The sequence below is a fragment of the Streptomyces sp. NPDC012827 genome (genome assembly GCF_042900905.1).
In the GTDB taxonomy this organism is placed as follows: domain Bacteria; phylum Actinomycetota; class Actinomycetes; order Streptomycetales; family Streptomycetaceae; genus Streptomyces; species Streptomyces gulbargensis.
The window spans coordinates 185960-201731 of the sequence record NZ_JBIBBY010000008.1; the positions used below are offsets into that span (position 1 = coordinate 185960).

The following is a 15772-nucleotide window of genomic DNA, read 5'->3' on the forward strand; positions in this document are numbered from 1 at the left end:
CCGTCATGGCCTCAGCTGTGACCCCTTCGCCCCCAGCCGCCACGGCACGGGGTCGCCGCCGCACGGGATCGACCCCCCGCCGGCTGCCGTACCTGCTGATCGCCCCAGCGGGACTGCTGATGCTGGGCTTCATCGCCTATCCCGTGCTCAGCGTCTTCTACTACAGCCTCCGGCACCACAACCCGACCAAGCCCTGGCGGAACGGCTTCGCCGGCCTGGAGAACTTCACCCGGATCTTCACCGAGGACCCGAAGTTCTGGGGGACCCTGACCTTCAGCCTCAAGTGGGTCGTCGTCGAGGTGACCCTGCAACTCCTCTTCGGGCTCGCCCTCGCGCTGATCGTGAACCAGACCTTCGTGGGCCGCGCCCTCGGCCGGGCCCTGGTCTTCTCGCCGTGGGCGGTTTCGGGCGTGCTCACCTCCGCGATCTGGGTGCTGCTCTACAACTCCCAGACCGGCATCACCCGTTACCTCGCCGACCTGGGCATCGGCGAGTACGGCACCTCCCTGCTCTCCGACACCGGGACCGTCTTCCCGGCGGCGGTGATCGCCGACCTCTGGCGCGGTGTGCCGTTCTTCGCCATCCTCATCCTCGCCGACCTCCAGTCGGTCCCGAAGGACCTGTACGAGGCGGCCGAGGTCGACGGTGCCGGCCGGCTGCGCCAGTTCTTCCACATCACGCTCCCGCACATCCGGGACGCGATCGTGCTGTCCACACTGCTGCGGGCGGTGTGGGAGTTCAACAACGTCGACCTGCTCTACACGCTGACGGGCGGCGGCCCCGCGGGGGTCACCACCACCCTGCCGCTGTACATCGCGCACACCAGCGTCGACGCCCACAACTTCGGCTACGCCTCCGCCCTGACGACGGTGGCGTTCGTGATCCTTCTCTTCTGCTCCATGGTCTATCTGCGCCTGAGCAAGTTCGGAGGCGACAGCAAGTGACGACCGAGACCACCCTGACCGCCGCCCCGTCCCCCGGGGCCGCGCACGCCGCGCCGCCCCCCGACCGCACCCCGCCGGCCACCGGCCGGAGGCACCGCCGCTCCTGGGACGAGATCCCCCGCTGGCAGATCTACCTGCCCCTCGGGATCTACCTCGTCTTCACCCTGGTCCCCTTCTACTGGATCCTGCTGTTCGCCGTGCGCCCGGCGGGCTCCACCTCGCTGGTGCCGTGGCCGATGACGACCGCCCACTTCGAGAAGGTGTGGACCGAACGGAGCTTCGGCGTCTTCTTCCAGAACAGCCTGCTCATCGGCGTGGCGGTGCTCGTCACGACCACGGTGGTGGCGCTCGCCGGCGGATACGCCCTCGCCCGCTTCGACTTCCGGATCAAGAAGGGCTTCATGCTGGCCCTGCTCTGCTCCCAGTTCGTGCCGGGCGCCCTGCTCCTCGTGCCGCTGTTCCAGATCTTCGCCGAGCTGCGGATGATCAACTCGATCGGCAGCGTCATCATCGCCGAGACCGTCTTCCAGCTGCCGCTGTCGATGATCCTCATCAGCGGATTCATCAGGAACGTGCCGTACTCCCTGGAGGAGGCCGCCTGGGTCGACGGCTGCAACCGCTTCCACGCCTTCCGGATCGTCGTCCTCCCGCTGCTCCGCCCCGGCCTGGTCGCCGTCGGCTCCTTCGCCTTCGTCCACGCCTGGAACCACTTCCTCTTCGCCCTCATGTTCCTCAGCAGCCAGAGCAAGCAGACCATCCCGGTCGGCCTCAACACCCTGATGGGCGCCGACAGCGTCGACCTGGGCGCGCTGGCCGCCGGCGGGGTGATCGCCGCCGTCCCCGTCGTCATCGTCTTCGCCTTCATCCAGAAGTGGCTCGTGACCGGCTTCAGCGCGGGGGCGGTGAAGGGATGAGCGCCGTACGCACCCGAGGACCGCTGCCCGTCGTCCTGGCGGGCGCCCGCGGCCACGGCCGCAGCCACCTCCTCAACATCCACCGCCTCGAACGGCTCGGACTCGTCCGCCTCGCCGGGATCTGCGAACTGCGGCCCCTCGACGCGGCGGAGCTGGACGGCCTCGGGGAGCCGGAGCAGTCCCCCGACCTGGCGGCGCTGCTCGCCTCCACCGGGGCCCGGATCGCCGTGCTCAGCACCCCCATCCACACCCACGCCGACATGGCCCTGACCGCCGCCCGGCACGGGGCGCACGTCCTCCTGGAGAAGCCGCCGGCCCCCTCGTACGCCGAGTTCCGGCGGATGGCACAGGGCGTGGAGGCGGCCGGGGCGGCCTGCCAGATCGGTTTCCAGTCGCTCGGCTCGCACGCCGTACCCGCCATCCGGCGCCTGATCGCCCAGGGCGCGATCGGTGAACTCCTCGGCGTCGGCGCGGCGGGCGCGTGGGTGCGCGACGAGGCGTACTTCCGGCGCGCCCCCTGGGCGGGACACCGGCGCCTGGACGGGGTGGACGTCGTGGACGGCGCCCTCACCAACCCGCTGGCCCACGCGGTCGCCACGGCCCTCGCCCTCGCCGGCGCGGGCCGGGCGGAGGACGTCGAGCACATCGAGACCGAGCTGTACCACGCGCACGCCGTCGAGTCCGACGACACCTCCGCGGTCCGGGTCCTGACGGCGGCCGGGCACCCGGTGACGGTGGCCGCCACGCTCTGCGCGGAGCACCCGGCGGAGCCGTACGTGGTCGTGCACGGCTCCCGGGGCCGGATCACCTTCTGGTACCGGCAGGACCGGGTGCTGGTGCAGCGGGCCGGGCACGGTCCGGTGGAGACCGAGTACGGCCGCACCGACCTCCTGGAGAACCTGGTCGCGCACGTGACCGGGGGCGAGCCGCTGCTGGTGCCTCCGGCCGGAACGGGTGCCTTCATGCGGGTGGTCGAGGCGGTACGGGCCGCGCCCGAACCGCGCGAACTGCCCGCCGGGCACTGGCACACCGCACCGGGCGGGGGCGCGCCGCGCCGGGTGGTCGACGGGATCGACGCCCTGGTGGACGCGAGCGCCGCCGAACTGAAGCTGTTCTCCGAACTCGGCGCCCCCTGGGCGTCACCGATCCGGGCGGAGGCCCGATGAACACCGAGCGGCCGCTGTCGCTGCGCTGCGCGGGCCGGACCGTCGCCCGCTACACCACCCGCCCCGATCTGGCCGCCGACCACGCGCCCCGGCCCCATCTGCACCCCGTCACCACCCTCGCCGGACGGACGGTGACCGAGACGGTCCCCGAGGACCACCGTCACCACCTGGGCGCCGGCGTGGCCGTGCCGGACGTCGCCGGGTACAACTTCTGGGGCGGGCGGACCTTCGTACGCGACCGGGGCCCGGTCGCCCTCGACAACCACGGCGTCCAGCACCACGACGGGTTCAAGCTGTGCGACCCGGACGGCTTCGTGGAGGAGCTGAGCTGGACGGCGGGCGGGGAGCGGCTGCTGCGCGAGCACCGTACGGTCGCGGTCGTGCCGCTCACGGACACCGCGTGGGCGCTGGACCTCACCTTCTCCCTGGCCAACGTGTCCGGGCGGGCCCTGTCGATCGGCAGCCCCGCCACCAACGGGCGCCCGGGCGCCGCGTACGGCGGATTCTTCTGGCGCGCGCCCAAGGAGGCGGCGCCTCCGGTGGTGTTCGGCGCCGCGGGCGACGGCGAGGGAACGGTCCACGGCGTCCCCGGCGACTGGGTGGCCCTGGTCGGCGGGGAGTGGAGCCTGGTGTTCGCGGGGGCGACCGCGACGACCCGGCGCGACCCGTGGTTCGTCCGCGCCGCCGAGTACCCGGGGGTGGGCTCCTCCCTCGCCTCCGGCGGCCGGCTTCCGGTGGCCGCCGGGGAGACGGTGGTACGGCGGGTCGTGACCGTCGTCGCCGACGGCCGCCTCGACCGGGACGGGGCCGCGGCCCTGGCCCGCAGGGCGGTGGCCTCATGACCGCCCCCGTGACGCCCGGCGGCGACCTCGGCGACGGCACGTACCGCAATCCGGTCCTGGCGGCCGACTGGTCGGACCCGGACGTCCTGCGGGTCGGGGAGGACCACTACCTCACCGCGTCCAGCTTCGGCCGGGCCCCGGGCCTGCCGCTGCTGCACTCGCGGGACCTCGTCAACTGGACGCTCGTCGGCCACGCCCTGGAACGCCTCGAACCGGCGGCGGCGTTCGCGGCGCCCCGGCACGACCGCGGGGTGTGGGCGCCGTCCCTGCGTCACCACGACGGCCGCTTCTGGATCTTCTGGGGCGACCCGGACCACGGCGTCTTCCAGGTCAACGCGCCCTCGGTGCGCGGCCCGTGGACGGCGCCGCACCTGGTGAAGGCGGGCCGGGGCCTGATCGACGCCTGCCCCCTGTGGGACGAGGAGTCGGGCGAGGCGTATCTGGTGCACGCCCTCGCCAAGTCCCGGGCCGGTGTCAACAACCGGCTCATCGGCCACCGGATGAGCCCGGACGGCGGGAAGGTCCTCGACGAGGGCCGGGTCCTGGTCGACGCCGACCGGATACCCGGCTGGTTCACCCTGGAGGGGCCCAAGCTGTACCGGCACGACGGCTGGTTCTGGATCCTCGCGCCCGCCGGGGGCGTCGCCACCGGCTGGCAGGGCGCGTTCCGGTCGCGGTCCTTCTTCGGCCCGTACGAGGAGCGGATCGTCCTCGCGCAGGGCGACACCGACGTCAACGGGCCGCACCAGGGCGGCTGGGTGCGCACCCACCGCGGCGAGGACTGGTTCCTGCACTTCCAGCAGTGCGGGGCGTACGGCCGGCTCGTCCACCTCCAGCCGATGCGCTGGGACGAGGAGGGCTGGCCGGTGATCGGCGCGGACGGCGCGCCCGTCCGGGTCCACCGCAAACCGGACCTGCCGGACCAGCCGCCGTCACGGCCGGCGGTGGACGACACCTTCCCCGGCGGGCGGTTCGGCCGCCAGTGGCAGTGGACGGCCAATCCGGGCGAGGGCTGGGCCAGTCAGCACACGGGCGACGGCCTGCGCCTCGGCTGTGTGCGGTCCGAGCACCTCGACGACCTGCGGAGCGTGCCGCACGTGCTGACGCAGCGGCTGCCGGCCGGGGCCCTCACCGTGGAGGTCGGGCTGCGGCTCGACGGCGCCGGTCCCGGGGCCCGCGCCGGGCTCGTCGTCCTCGGCGACGCCTACGCCTGGATCGGTCTGGAACGCGCCGGTGACGGCACGGTCCGGCTGGTGCACCGCTTCGCGCCCGGCAACGCCGACCGGGAACGGGACGCGGCCCGCGCCCGGCCGGTGGCGGGCCCGGAGGTCCGGCTGCGGATCGAGGTGACGGCCGACGCGCGCTGCCGCTTCTCGTACGAGGACGGCGGGGCTCCCGTGCCGCTGGGGCCGGAGTTCGCCGCGACCCCCTGGCGGTGGGTCGGCGCGCTCCTCGGCCTGTTCGCGGGCGCACCGGCCGGGGGCGCGGGGCCGGCCGGGACGGCCGTCTTCACCGGCTTCCGCGTCCTGCCGGCTCCTTGAGCGCCTCCGCCGTACGCCTCCGGTGCCGCCCCGCGCCCCCTCGTACGACCGCCGCAATTCCCCCACCCCACACCCATTCCCCCCGCACGACCCGAGAGAAGAGAGCCGACGATGACCATCTTTTCCGGCGGACGGCGCAGAGCCGCCCTCGCCCTCGCCCTGTCCGGAGTCCTCGCCCTGACCGTCGCCGCCTGTGGCGACGACGGCAGCGGCGCGGGCGGCGACCAGGGCGCCGAGGGCTCGGGCAAGGGAAAGATCACCTTCTGGGACAACAACGGCGGTGTCCGCACCGACATCTGGAAGGAGATCATCGCCGACTTCGAGAAGGCGCACCCCGACATCGACGTCGAGTACGTCGGCGTCGCCTCGAAGGAGGTCCAGTCCAAGTACGACACCGCCATCCAGGGCGGCGGCCTGCCGGACGTCGGCGGGGTCGGCGCGGCCATGCTCGCCGGCATCGCCGCGCAGAACGCCCTGGAACCGCTCGACGAGCGCATCGAGGCGAGCTCGCTCAACGGCAAGCTGAACAAGAGCATGGTCGAGAGCGTGCGGTCGGCCGGCGGCCAGGGCAAGCTGTTCACCGTCCCCACCTCGGCCAGCAACGGCGTCCTGTACTACCGCACCGACCTGTTCAAGGCGGCCGGACTCGCGGAGCCCTCCACCTGGTCGAAGTTCTACGAGGCCGCCGACAAGCTCACGCAGAAGGACAAGAACCGCTTCGGCTACACCATCCGGGGCGGCGCGGGCTCCATCGCGCAGGCCCTGGACGCCATGTACGGCCAGAGCGGCATCAAGCAGTTCTGGAACGGCGACCGGACCACCGTCAACGACCCGAAGAACGTGGCGGCCCTGGAGAAGTACGCCGGCCTCTTCAGGAAGAACACCCCGGCGGCCGACGTCAACAACGACTTCACCAAGATGGTCGCCCAGTGGGACAGCGGCGAGATCGGCATGCTGAACCACAACCTCGGGTCGTACCAGGACCACGTGAAGGCGCTCGGCACGCAGAAGTTCCGGGGCATCCCCAACCCCACCCTGGACGACGGCACGCGCGTGCAGGTCTCCAACCCGGTGGACGGCCTCGGTCTCTTCTCGTCCAGCAGGAACAAGGCCGCCGCCTGGAAGTTCATCGAGTTCGCCGCCTCGCACGAGTCCAACAGCAAGTGGAACCGGTCGGCCGGCGCGATCCCGGCCCACACGGACGCGGCGAAGGACCCGTGGATCCAGGAGTCGGAGACGACGAGGCTGGCCGCCGGCGTCCTCTTCAGCGGCAAGGCCACGATCGTGGAGCTGCCGTACTACCTGCCGGACTGGAACACCATCTCCAAGGCCGACAACGAGGCCGAGTTCCAGAAGGTCCTGCTCGGCAGGAGCACGGCCAAGAAGTTCCTCGACGCCCTGGCGGAGCAGCTCAATACCGCCCAGGCCGAGTGGAAGCAGCAGAACAAGTGAGCGTCGGCCGCCGCCGGGTGGTCGCGGCCGGGGCGGGCCTCGCGCTCGCCCTGGCCGGGGGCCCGGCCGCCGCCCGTACCGAAGGACCCCGCCGGATGCGCACCCTCTTCGTCGCGGGCGACTCCACCGCCGCCCAGAAGTACGCCGACGCGGCGCCCGAGACCGGCTGGGGCATGGCCCTGCCGTTCTTCCTGCACCGGGAGCTGACCGTCGCCAACCACGCGGTCAACGGCCGCAGCACCAAGAGCTTCCTGGACGAGGGACGGCTCGACACGGTCCTCACGGCGATCCGCCCCGGCGACCTGCTCCTCGTCCAGTTCGGCCACAACGACCAGAAGACCTCCGACCCCGCGCGCGGAACCGATCCCTGGACCACCTACCAGGACAACCTGCGGGTGTTCGTGGAGGGCGCCAGGTCCCGGGGAGCGCTCCCGGTGCTGGCGACCTCCGTGGAGCGGCGGAAGTTCGACGCCGCCGGCACCGCCCTGCGCACGCTCGGCGCGTACCCGGCGGCCCTGCGCGAGGTGGCGCGTGAGGCGGACGTCCCGCTCCTGGACGTGGAGGCCCTGTCGCTGGCCCTGTGGCAGCGGCTCGGACCCGAGGCCACGAAGACGTACTTCAACTGGACCGCCACCGAGCAGGACAACACCCACTTCAACCCGCCCGGCGCGATCGCGGTGGCCCGGCTCGTCGCCGGCGAACTGCTCCGCACCCGGGTCCTCGCGCCGCGCGAGACGCGCCGCCTGGACGACGTCGTTCCTCCCGGCCTCATCACCTGGCCGCCCGCCCCCGAGGAGAACTGAACCGTGAACCGACGCACGCGACGGGGAGCGGTGGCCGCGGCCGCCCTCGCCCTCGGCATCACCGTCACCGCCCCCGCGGCCGGTGCCCACGCCGTCCCCCGGCCGGGCGGCGACCCGGCCCGCGCGGTCCTGCCGGCCGGTGACGGCTGGGCCGCCCTGGGCACGGGCACGACCGGTGGTTCGGCCGCCGACCCCTCCCGGGTCTTCACGGTCACCACCTGGGAGGAGTTCCGGGCGGCCCTCGCGGTCCCCGGCACCGGGCCGAGGATCGTCCGGGTCGTCGGCACCCTGGACGCGACGGCCGCCGGCTGCGGGGCCTTCGCCGCGCCCGGCTACGACTTCGCCCGCTACCTGGCCGACTACGACCCGGCGGTGTGGGGGTACGAGAAGGAGGTCAGCGGCCCCCAGGAGGAGCTGCGGGCGGCCTCCGCCACCGCGCAGGCCCGGGCGGTCAAGGCCCAGGTGCCCGGCAACACGACGATCGTGGGTGTCGGCCGGAACGCCGGCATCACCGGTGGCAGCCTCCAGGTGCAGGGCGTGGACAACGTCGTCGTCCGCAACCTGACCCTGGAGAGCCCGCTCGACTGCTTCCCGCAGTGGGACCCGACGGACGGCGCGAGGGGCGCCTGGAACTCGGAGTACGACAGCCTCGTCGTGCACGGCTCCACCCATGTGTGGATCGACCGGAACACCTTCACCGACGGGGCCCACCCGGACAGTTCCCTGCCGTCCTACTTCGGCGAGCTGTACCAGCGGCACGACGGCGAACTGGACGTGGTGCGGGGCGCCGACCTCGTCACCGTGTCGTGGAACGTGTTCAAGGACCACGACAAGACCCTGATGATCGGCAACAGCGACAGCGCGGGCGCCACCGACCGGGGCAAGCTGCGGGTCACCCTCCACCACAACCTCTTCGACAACGTGGTGGAGCGGGCGCCGCGGGTGCGCTTCGGTCAGGTCGACGCGTACAACAACCACTTCGTGGTGCGGGGCGCGCCCTACGCGTACAGCCTCGGCATCGGGCAGGAGTCGCGGCTCGTCGCGGAGAAGAACGCCTTCACCCTCGCCGAGGGCGTGCCGGCCGGGCGGATCCTCAAGAAGTGGAAGGACGCGCCGGTCACGACGGCCGGCAATGTCGTCAACGGGGTGCCGGTCGACCTGCTCGCCGTGCACAACGCGCAGTTCCCCGAGGAGACGCTGCGCGCGGACGCGGGCTGGACGCCGACGCTGCGCACCCGGGTCGACCACCCGCGGGCCGTGCCCGGGGTCGTCGGCCACCGCGCGGGCGCCGGCCGCCTGCGCTGAGCGGCGCCGCCGCACCCGGCCGTCGGCCCCGACGGGAGCGCTCGCCGCCGACCGCCGCGGGTGCCGGGACGGATCCTCCTCCCGGCACCCGTCCGTTCTCCCTCCCCCTTCCCCACCCCACCGACCAGCGAAGGAGCATCCCCGTGCCCTCCTCGCACGCCCCCCGTTCCGGCCCCGGGCGCCGCGCCCTCCTCACCGGCGGCGCGGGCGCGGCCCTGGCCCTCGCCCTGTCCTCCGGCCCGGCCGCCGCGCGTCCTTCGGACCCCGCGCGGCCTTTCGGCCGCCACGGTTCGCCGTCCCGCCGCCCCGACGACCGCACGCTGTACGTGCATCCCGGAGGGCTCGGTGACCACACCCGCGTCCAGGCCGCGGTGGACGCCGCCGACGGGCCCGGGTGGACGCTGGTCCTCGCGCCCGGCACGTACCGCGAGACGGTCACGGTGGACGCGGCGCGGGCCGGGATGACCTGGATCGGCGCCACCGGGGACCCCCGTGACGTGGTCGTGGTGTACGACAACGCGGCCGGCACGCCCCGGCCGGGCGGCGGCACCCACGGCACCAGCGGCTCGGCGACCACCACGCTGCGGGCGGACGGCTTCACCGCCCGGGGCGTCACCTTCGCCAACGACTTCCTCCGCACGGACCTGCCGGGGAACCCGGGCACGCAGGCGGTGGCGCTCAAGGTGACGGGGGACCGCTCGGCCTTCTTCCACTGCCGCTTCCTCGGCCACCAGGACACGCTGTACGCGGACTCGGCCGCCCTGTCGGCCTTCGCCCGCCAGTACTTCGCGCACTGCTACGCCGAGGGAGACGTGGACTTCGTCTTCGGGCGGGCCACCGCCGTCTTCGAGCACTGCCACTTCCGCACGCTGCTCCGCCCGGACCTGGCGGGAGCCCCGCACGGGTTCGTCTTCGCCCCGTCCACGGCGGCCGCCGGCCCCTACGGGTTCCTCGCCGTGCGCTGCCGGGTCACCAGCGAGGCCCCGGACGGCTTCTACAAGCTGGCCCGGCCGTGGGTGCCGAGCTCGGACCCCACCGCCCGGCCGTCCCTGGTGGTCCGCGAGAGCGTGCTCGGCCCGGGGATCGACGCCGCCGCCCCGTACGCGAACATGCGCGAGGCCCACCCGTGGCAGGCCCAGCGCTTCGCGGAGTACCGCAACACCGGCCCCGGCGCGCGGATCACCGTCCCGGAGAACCGGCCGCAGCTCACCCCGGCCGACGCCGCCGGGGCCACGCCCCGCGCCTACCTCGGCGACTGGGAACCGCGCCGCTTCCGCGCGGGAGCGCAGGCGTGAGGCCCGCGGCACTCCGCCGCGCGGCCGGCCCGGCGGGACCCCCGGGGCGTGCTCCCGCGGGTCACCAGCCCGCGCCGGGACCGTCCTGCCGCGGGGCGGCGCCGAAGCCGCCGGTGAGGGTGGACCGGCCGCCGTCCGGGCCGGTCAGGACGACGGTGTACGTGTCGGCCGAGGCGTCCCTGTCCCCCTCGGCGTGGTTGTACTGGGCCGCGAAGGTGTGGGGGCCCGGCGGGAGCGTCCGGCCCGGCCGGAGGGTCCAGCGGTAGACCAGGGCGTCCGGCTCACCGGTGACCGCGACGGTGAAGTCCTCGGCCGGCCGGGTGCGCCAGTGGCCGGTGCTGACGACGCCGCCCGTCCGGGCGACGCGTACTTCGACGGTCAGGGCCGAGACCGGGGTCCGCGTCGTCAGGGCCAGATCGCTCTGGGCCCACCAGCGGTTGCTGCCGGGGTCGATGCTGCCGGCCGCCCGGGCCACGGGTCCGGGCGGCGGTGCGGGCCGTACGGTGGAGGGTCCGGCCGGCCGCCGGTCCCCCGTGCCGGTGGCGACGAGCCCGGCGACCCCCACGACACCCGCGACGGCGGCGGCCACGGCCACCACCACGGCGGTCCGCCACCGGGGCCGTACGGTCCGCGTCGGGGCCGGGTCCGGGTCCGCGAGGCCCCGTTCGACCCGGGCGAGGATGCGGGCCCGGTCAGGCCGGTGGGCCGCGGCGGCCTCCCGCAGCTCGCGGCGCAGCTGTGCCTCGTCCATCAGCTCCTCCGCGCGGCGAGTTCGTGGGCGGCACGGTCGCCGAGCAGCCGCTGCAGCTCGGCCATGCCCTTGGCGGTCTGGCTCTTGACCGTACCGACGGAGACGCCGAGCGCGAGCGCCGTGTCCCGTTCGGACAGGTCGAAGGCGTGCCGCAGGACGACGCAGGCGCGTTTGCGGAAGGGCAGCGCGCGCAGGGCGGTCCGTACGTCCAGGACGGCGGGGACGTCCGGGCCCTCGGTGTGCTCGGGGCGGCGGTCCCAGAAGGCGGCGATGCGTCGCCGCTCACGGACGGTGCCCCGGATGCGGGTGCGGACCAGGTTGGCGACGACGCCGCGCGCGTAGGCGGTGGGGTGTTCGGCGGCGCGGACCCGGTCCCAGCGGTGCCAGAGGGCGAGCATGGCGTCCGCGGCGAGGTCGTCGGCGGCGTCGGTCTCGCCGGTCAGCAGGTGTGCGAGGCGGGCGAGTTCGGCGTAGTGGTTCTCGAAGAAGGTCCGGAACTCACTCGCGCCGTCGCCGTGGTCAGCGCCCGCCGTGGCCACCGCGGTCCTCGGGGTGGGTGCGGGTCGCGGTGCGCGGGGCGGGGCCGCTGCCGGCGCGGGCGGTCAGCAGCGGTGCGAGGAGCTCCGTACCGCGCGGGGCCTCGCCGGCGAGCCGGGCGACGAGCCGCTCGACGGCGCGGCGGCCCATGTCCCGGGCGGGTACGGAGACGGCGGTCAGCGGTACGGAGGCGTGCAGCGCGACCTGGTCGGGGCAGACGGCCACGACGGACACGTCCTCGGGCACGGCGCGCCCCTGGTGCCGCAGGAGCGCCAGGAGCGGTTCGACGGCCGCCTCGTTCTGGACGACGAGGCCGGTCGTGCCGGGGCGTTCCTCGAAGACGCGGGTGACGGCGGCGGCGACCGCCGCGTACGTCCCCTCGACGGGACGGTGGAGCAGGCCGACACCCCGCCGCGCCGCGGCCTCGCGCAGGCCGGCGAGGGTGCGCGCGGCGTAGCCCGTGCCGCGCTCGTGGACGGCGGGGGGTTCGCCGAGGACGGCGATCCGGCGGTGGCCGAGGTCGGCGAGGTGATCGACGCAGCGGGCGCCGGCCGCGGAGAAGTCGAGGTCGACGCAGTCGAGTCCGGTGATGTCGGCGGTGTCGGCGGGCAGCCCGATGAGGACGGCGGGGCGCTCGGCGGATCGCAGCTCGGGGAGGCGGGGGTCGTCGAGTTCCACGTCCATGACGATCATGCCGTCGGCGATGGCGCTGCCCTCGACGCGGCGGACGGCCTCGGGCCCCTCCTCGCCGGTGAGCAGGAGGACGTCGTAACCGTGGGCCCGGGCCGTGGTGGTGACGGCCATGGCGATCTCCATCATCACGGGCAGGTAGAGGCCGGTGCGCAGCGGCATCATCAGGGCCAGGATGTCGGTCCTGCTGCTGGCCAGGGCCCGGGCGCCGGCGTGGGGCCGGTAGCCGAGCGCGTCGATGCTGCGCCGGATCCGCTCGCGGGTGGGGGCGGATATGGACCGCTTGCCGCTGAGGACGTAGCTGACGGTGCTGGCTGAGACCCCGGCGTGGCGGGCGACGTCGGCGAGGGTGACCACGTGCGCTCTCCTCGGCTGTTCCCGGTCTTCCGGGCGTCCGCCCGACGGTGGTGACGTTGATTCGGACCCGACCCTAAGCGGCCGCTCGGCGGGCTGTCCAGACGGGGGCCGGCGGCAGGCCTTCGACGGACCGCCCGCGCGGGAAAGGCCCGGTGCCGGGCGGGCCCCGTCCTGGGGTCCACCCGGCACCGTCGTACGCGCGGCCGCTCCTGGCGGGGCGGGCTGTTATTCGAGCAGCTCCGCGTACGAGCCCATGGCCAGGGCGATGTCCGCCTGGGCCCAGAACCGGTGGTAGGTGAAGACGGGGGCGGCGCCGCCCGCCAGGTAGGCCTCGATCTTCGGCCAGGCCGGGTCGTCCTGGTAGAAGGAGCGGATCGAGGCGAAGGTGGAGGTGGAGTTCACCGGGTCGCCGTTGGGCATGACGCCGGTCCAGCCGCTGGGCACGTGGACGGGGTCGTCGAACCGGTTGTAGTCGGCGCGGGTCTCCGGGACGGCGATGCCCAGGGGGTCCTGGTGGTGCTGCCACATGCCGTCGAGGAGGGCCTTGGCGACGCGCTTGGCCTCGGCGTGGCCGGACTTGGCCGCGTAGTAGGTGAGGGTCTTGGCGTAGGCGGCGGCGACGCCGACGTCCTCGGTGTAGTCGGCGACGGTGACGTGCAGCCCGTTGTTGGCGCCGGGGCTCGCCGGGTTCCAGGTGTCGGGCGCGCCGGACCACTGGAGGGTGGACGGGATGCGGTAGGTGCCGTCCGGGTTGATCGTGGTCTTGGAGAGCGCCCAGGTGACCCACTTGTCGAGGACGGTCTTCGCGTCGGCGTCACCGGTCTGCTGGTAGTACTCGGCGACGCGCTCCATCGACCAGGCCTGGAAGCCGAACCACTGGTTCGACGCCGGGTCGTGGTAGACGGGCTTCTCGTCGTAGAACATGCCGTAGAAGGTGGGCGTGCCGGCCGGCGGGGTGGCGTAGCGGCCCTGCCAGCTGTTGGTGGCACCGCCCGCGATGGCGCCCTCGCTCGACTGGAGCCAGCGGTAGAACTCCAGCTGCCGGTCGAGGCTGGTGGCCCAGTCCGCCTGTCCGGTCGCCGACTTGGGCTTGAGCGGGGCGTAGGAGCTCAGCGCGTAGGCGGCGAGCGGGTTCTGGTAGCCGCTGTGGTTGTGGCTGGAACCGATGCGCCAGGACCACCCGGCCGAGGTGTCGGTGGCTCCGCCCCAGGCGTAGTACCAGGACATCAGGTAGTGGGCGCTGTTCTTGCCGGTGCCGGCCGGGCAGGCGGTCGGTCCGACGCAGTTGCCGATCTTCTTGAAGTACTTGTCGAACATCGCGTAGCGCAGGTAGTCACCCATCTTGGCGGCCTTGGCGACCGTTCCGGCGACCTGGCCGCCCTTGCCCTGCTGCTTGGCCCACAGGTCGGCCCAGTAGGCGGCCTGCACGGCGCGGGCGTCGGCGTCGGGGGCGTTGGTGTACTTCCACTGCCGGGCGTAGGAGGCGTCGCCGGTGAAGAGGTCCAGGTAGCCGTTCCTGCCACCGTAGGAGAAGTTGTCGCAGGTGGGGTGGGTGACGGTCTCCCAGACGGACTCCTGCGGGCCGCGCTGGAAGGTGTTGACGTACGACGGGCCGGTGGCCGTCGGGCCCGCGGAGCACTTCCCCGGCTCGTTGCCGAAGCCGTAGACGTTGTCGACGTCCTGGATCCAGTGCATGCCGTAGAGGTCGTCGGTGCCGTAGGCGCTCTTGAGTTCCGCGGCGATCGGGTCGGATCCCGAGGTGACCCCGGAGTCGAGCCGTGCCGGGTACTGCGAGGGCAGGTCCCACTCGGGGGCGTAGGTGGCCGGTTTGGAAGCGTTGTACGAGGAGGTGGTGGGCTGGTCGGCGCGGGTGGGGATCATGAATTTCTCCATGGTCTCCCAGGCGCCGTTGAACTTGGTCCAGTCACCGGTGATCTTGCCGTACATGGCCTGGAGCCAGATGAGGTAGCTGTACGCCTCCGAGGTCGTCTCGTGCCCGTGGTCGGGGGCCTCGACGATCAGGGTCTCCACCGAGTGGTACGGGATGCCCTCGGGCGAGAAGTAGCCGTGGGCCGGGTTGGTGATCTTCCCGTACAGGTCGAGGAAGCGGGCGTCGTAGGTGGAGCCGGCGGCCAGCTGGGCGACGGTGACCTCCGCCTTGGCGTGGCCCGGGGCGGTGGCGGTGAAGACGGCGGTGCCGGTGCCGGTGGCGGCCGCCGCGACGGTCACCTTCTGGGCGGTGTTCCAGTTCGCCGGGGTGAAGGTGAGGGAGGCCGGGGTGGCGCTGAGGCCCGTGGTGCCGGAGGTGCGGGCGACGCTCACGGTGACGTTCGCGGCGGGCCGGGTGGAGAGCTTCAGGTCGAAGGTGCCGCTGGAGCCCTGGCGTACGGAGAGCGTGGCGGGGGCGGCGACGAGGGCGGGTCCGGCGGTGACGGTGATGCCGACGGGCGCGGACTCGGCCGAGGCGCCGAGGCTGTCGTGGGCCCGGGCGTAGAGGGAGTGGGCGCCGGCGGCCAGGCCGGTGGCGCCGAGGGTGAAGGGTGCGGTGGTGTCCGTCCCGAGGAGGGTGGTGTCGCTGTAGAACTCCACCTTCTCGACGGTGGCCCCGTCGGCCGCGGCGGCGGTGGCGGCGAGCGGCACGGGGTCGCCCTCGGTGAAGACCGCACCGGCGGCCGGGCTGGTGAGCACGGCGACCGGGGGCTGGTGGGCACCGGCGCAGGGGGTGCCGTTGACCGCGAACGAGGTCGGGGCGGCGTTGGCGCCGGTGTAGGTGAACTGGGCGCCCGTGGTGACGGCCGCTCCGGCGGCGACGGTGCCGTTCCAGGACGCGTTGGTGACGGTGACGTTCTTGCCGGACTGGGACCAGAGGCCGCTCCAGCCGTTGGTGAGCTTCTGGTCACCGGTGTAGGCGTAGGTGAGGGTCCAGCCGTTCAGGGGCGCGGACGACCGGTTGGTGAGGGTGAGTTCGGCGGTGAAGCCCGAACCCCAGTCGCTGGTCCGGTAGTCGACGCTGCACTGCACGGCGGCGGCGGCCCGCGCGGTGGTGGTGCCGGCGGCGCCGGCGGCCAGGAGGCCGAGGGGGAGCGAGAGGGCCGCGGCCAGCGCGGTCAGGGATCTGCGGGGCCGTGAGCGTGTTCGTGGCATGGGGTGGTTCTCCTCGCGGCTCGGGAGGTCG

13 protein-coding genes are annotated in these 15772 nt (G+C 73.6%); 9 read left to right on the top strand and 4 right to left on the bottom strand.

The genetic code is table 11. From position 1 onward, the window contains the following. The first annotated feature begins 5 nt into the window (after positions 1-5). From ACFY60_RS19460 to ACFY60_RS19500, 9 genes are all read left to right on the top strand, one after another. A complete protein-coding gene (locus ACFY60_RS19460) occupies positions 6-944 on the top strand; it encodes a carbohydrate ABC transporter permease (RefSeq protein ID WP_388611984.1) in 939 nt (312 codons plus the stop codon). Next, entirely contained in the window at positions 941-1858 is a 918-nt protein-coding gene (locus ACFY60_RS19465; protein ID WP_388611985.1) for a carbohydrate ABC transporter permease, read from the top strand. The genes ACFY60_RS19460 and ACFY60_RS19465 overlap by 4 nt, the downstream gene beginning before the upstream one ends. Continuing rightward, a complete protein-coding gene (locus ACFY60_RS19470; protein WP_388611986.1) occupies positions 1855-3024 on the top strand; it encodes a Gfo/Idh/MocA family protein in 1170 nt (389 codons plus the stop codon). The genes ACFY60_RS19465 and ACFY60_RS19470 overlap by 4 nt, the downstream gene beginning before the upstream one ends. After that, a complete protein-coding gene (locus tag ACFY60_RS19475) occupies positions 3021-3866 on the top strand; it encodes a PmoA family protein (protein WP_388611987.1) in 846 nt (281 codons plus the stop codon). The genes ACFY60_RS19470 and ACFY60_RS19475 overlap by 4 nt, the downstream gene beginning before the upstream one ends. Then, positions 3863-5407 (top strand): family 43 glycosylhydrolase, encoded by a 1545-nt coding sequence (locus tag ACFY60_RS19480; protein WP_388611988.1) that lies wholly within the window; start codon positions 3863-3865, stop codon positions 5405-5407. Before ACFY60_RS19475 ends, ACFY60_RS19480 begins: the two co-directional genes overlap by 4 nt. A 111-nt stretch (positions 5408-5518) precedes the next feature. Next, positions 5519-6859 (top strand): ABC transporter substrate-binding protein, encoded by a 1341-nt coding sequence (locus tag ACFY60_RS19485; RefSeq protein WP_388611989.1) that lies wholly within the window; start codon positions 5519-5521, stop codon positions 6857-6859. Further along, positions 6856-7662, top strand: coding sequence for a rhamnogalacturonan acetylesterase (locus ACFY60_RS19490; protein WP_388611990.1), 807 nt, complete (start codon positions 6856-6858; stop codon positions 7660-7662). The genes ACFY60_RS19485 and ACFY60_RS19490 overlap by 4 nt, the downstream gene beginning before the upstream one ends. A 3-nt stretch (positions 7663-7665) precedes the next feature. Next, positions 7666-8967 carry a polysaccharide lyase family 1 protein gene (locus tag ACFY60_RS19495; protein ID WP_388611991.1) on the top strand — a complete coding sequence of 434 codons (1302 nt, stop codon included), beginning with the start codon at positions 7666-7668 and terminating at the stop codon, positions 8965-8967. Positions 8968-9110: 143 nt separating this feature from the next. Beyond that, on the top strand, positions 9111-10262 hold the full coding sequence (locus ACFY60_RS19500) for a pectinesterase family protein (protein WP_388611992.1): 1152 nt from the start codon (positions 9111-9113) through the stop codon (positions 10260-10262). A gap of 61 nt (positions 10263-10323) precedes the next feature. Here ACFY60_RS19500 and ACFY60_RS19505 read toward each other — a convergent pair whose 3' ends face one another. From ACFY60_RS19505 to ACFY60_RS19520, 4 genes are all read right to left on the bottom strand, one after another. Beyond that, the gene (locus ACFY60_RS19505; protein WP_388611993.1) at positions 10324-11013 is read right to left on the bottom strand and encodes a hypothetical protein; all 690 of its coding nucleotides are present in this window, start codon (positions 11011-11013) and stop codon (positions 10324-10326) included. Further along, positions 11013-11552, bottom strand: coding sequence for a SigE family RNA polymerase sigma factor (locus ACFY60_RS19510; RefSeq protein WP_388611994.1), 540 nt, complete (start codon positions 11550-11552; stop codon positions 11013-11015). Before ACFY60_RS19510 ends, ACFY60_RS19505 begins: the two co-directional genes overlap by 1 nt. Next, positions 11533-12597: a LacI family DNA-binding transcriptional regulator gene (locus tag ACFY60_RS19515; protein ID WP_388611995.1), complete on the bottom strand. Its 1065-nt coding sequence runs from the start codon at positions 12595-12597 to the stop codon at positions 11533-11535. Before ACFY60_RS19515 ends, ACFY60_RS19510 begins: the two co-directional genes overlap by 20 nt. A gap of 225 nt (positions 12598-12822) precedes the next feature. Beyond that, the gene (locus ACFY60_RS19520; RefSeq protein ID WP_388611996.1) at positions 12823-15741 is read right to left on the bottom strand and encodes a glycoside hydrolase family 48 protein; all 2919 of its coding nucleotides are present in this window, start codon (positions 15739-15741) and stop codon (positions 12823-12825) included. Between the last annotated feature and the right edge of the window lie 31 nt (positions 15742-15772).

Excerpts from the sequence above, each read along its gene's own strand:
- ACFY60_RS19470 (WP_388611986.1), top strand. The coding sequence starts at position 1,855 with ATGAGCGCCGTACGCACCCGAGGACCGCTGCCCGTCGTCCTGGCGGGC.
- ACFY60_RS19460 (WP_388611984.1), top strand. The coding sequence starts at position 6 with ATGGCCTCAGCTGTGACCCCTTCGCCCCCAGCCGCCACGGCACGGGGT.
- ACFY60_RS19485 (WP_388611989.1), top strand. The coding sequence starts at position 5,519 with ATGACCATCTTTTCCGGCGGACGGCGCAGAGCCGCCCTCGCCCTCGCC.
- ACFY60_RS19480 (WP_388611988.1), top strand. The coding sequence starts at position 3,863 with ATGACCGCCCCCGTGACGCCCGGCGGCGACCTCGGCGACGGCACGTAC.
- ACFY60_RS19505 (WP_388611993.1), bottom strand. The coding sequence starts at position 11,013 with ATGGACGAGGCACAGCTGCGCCGCGAGCTGCGGGAGGCCGCCGCGGCC.
- ACFY60_RS19475 (WP_388611987.1), top strand. The coding sequence starts at position 3,021 with ATGAACACCGAGCGGCCGCTGTCGCTGCGCTGCGCGGGCCGGACCGTC.
- ACFY60_RS19520 (WP_388611996.1), bottom strand. The coding sequence starts at position 15,741 with ATGCCACGAACACGCTCACGGCCCCGCAGATCCCTGACCGCGCTGGCC.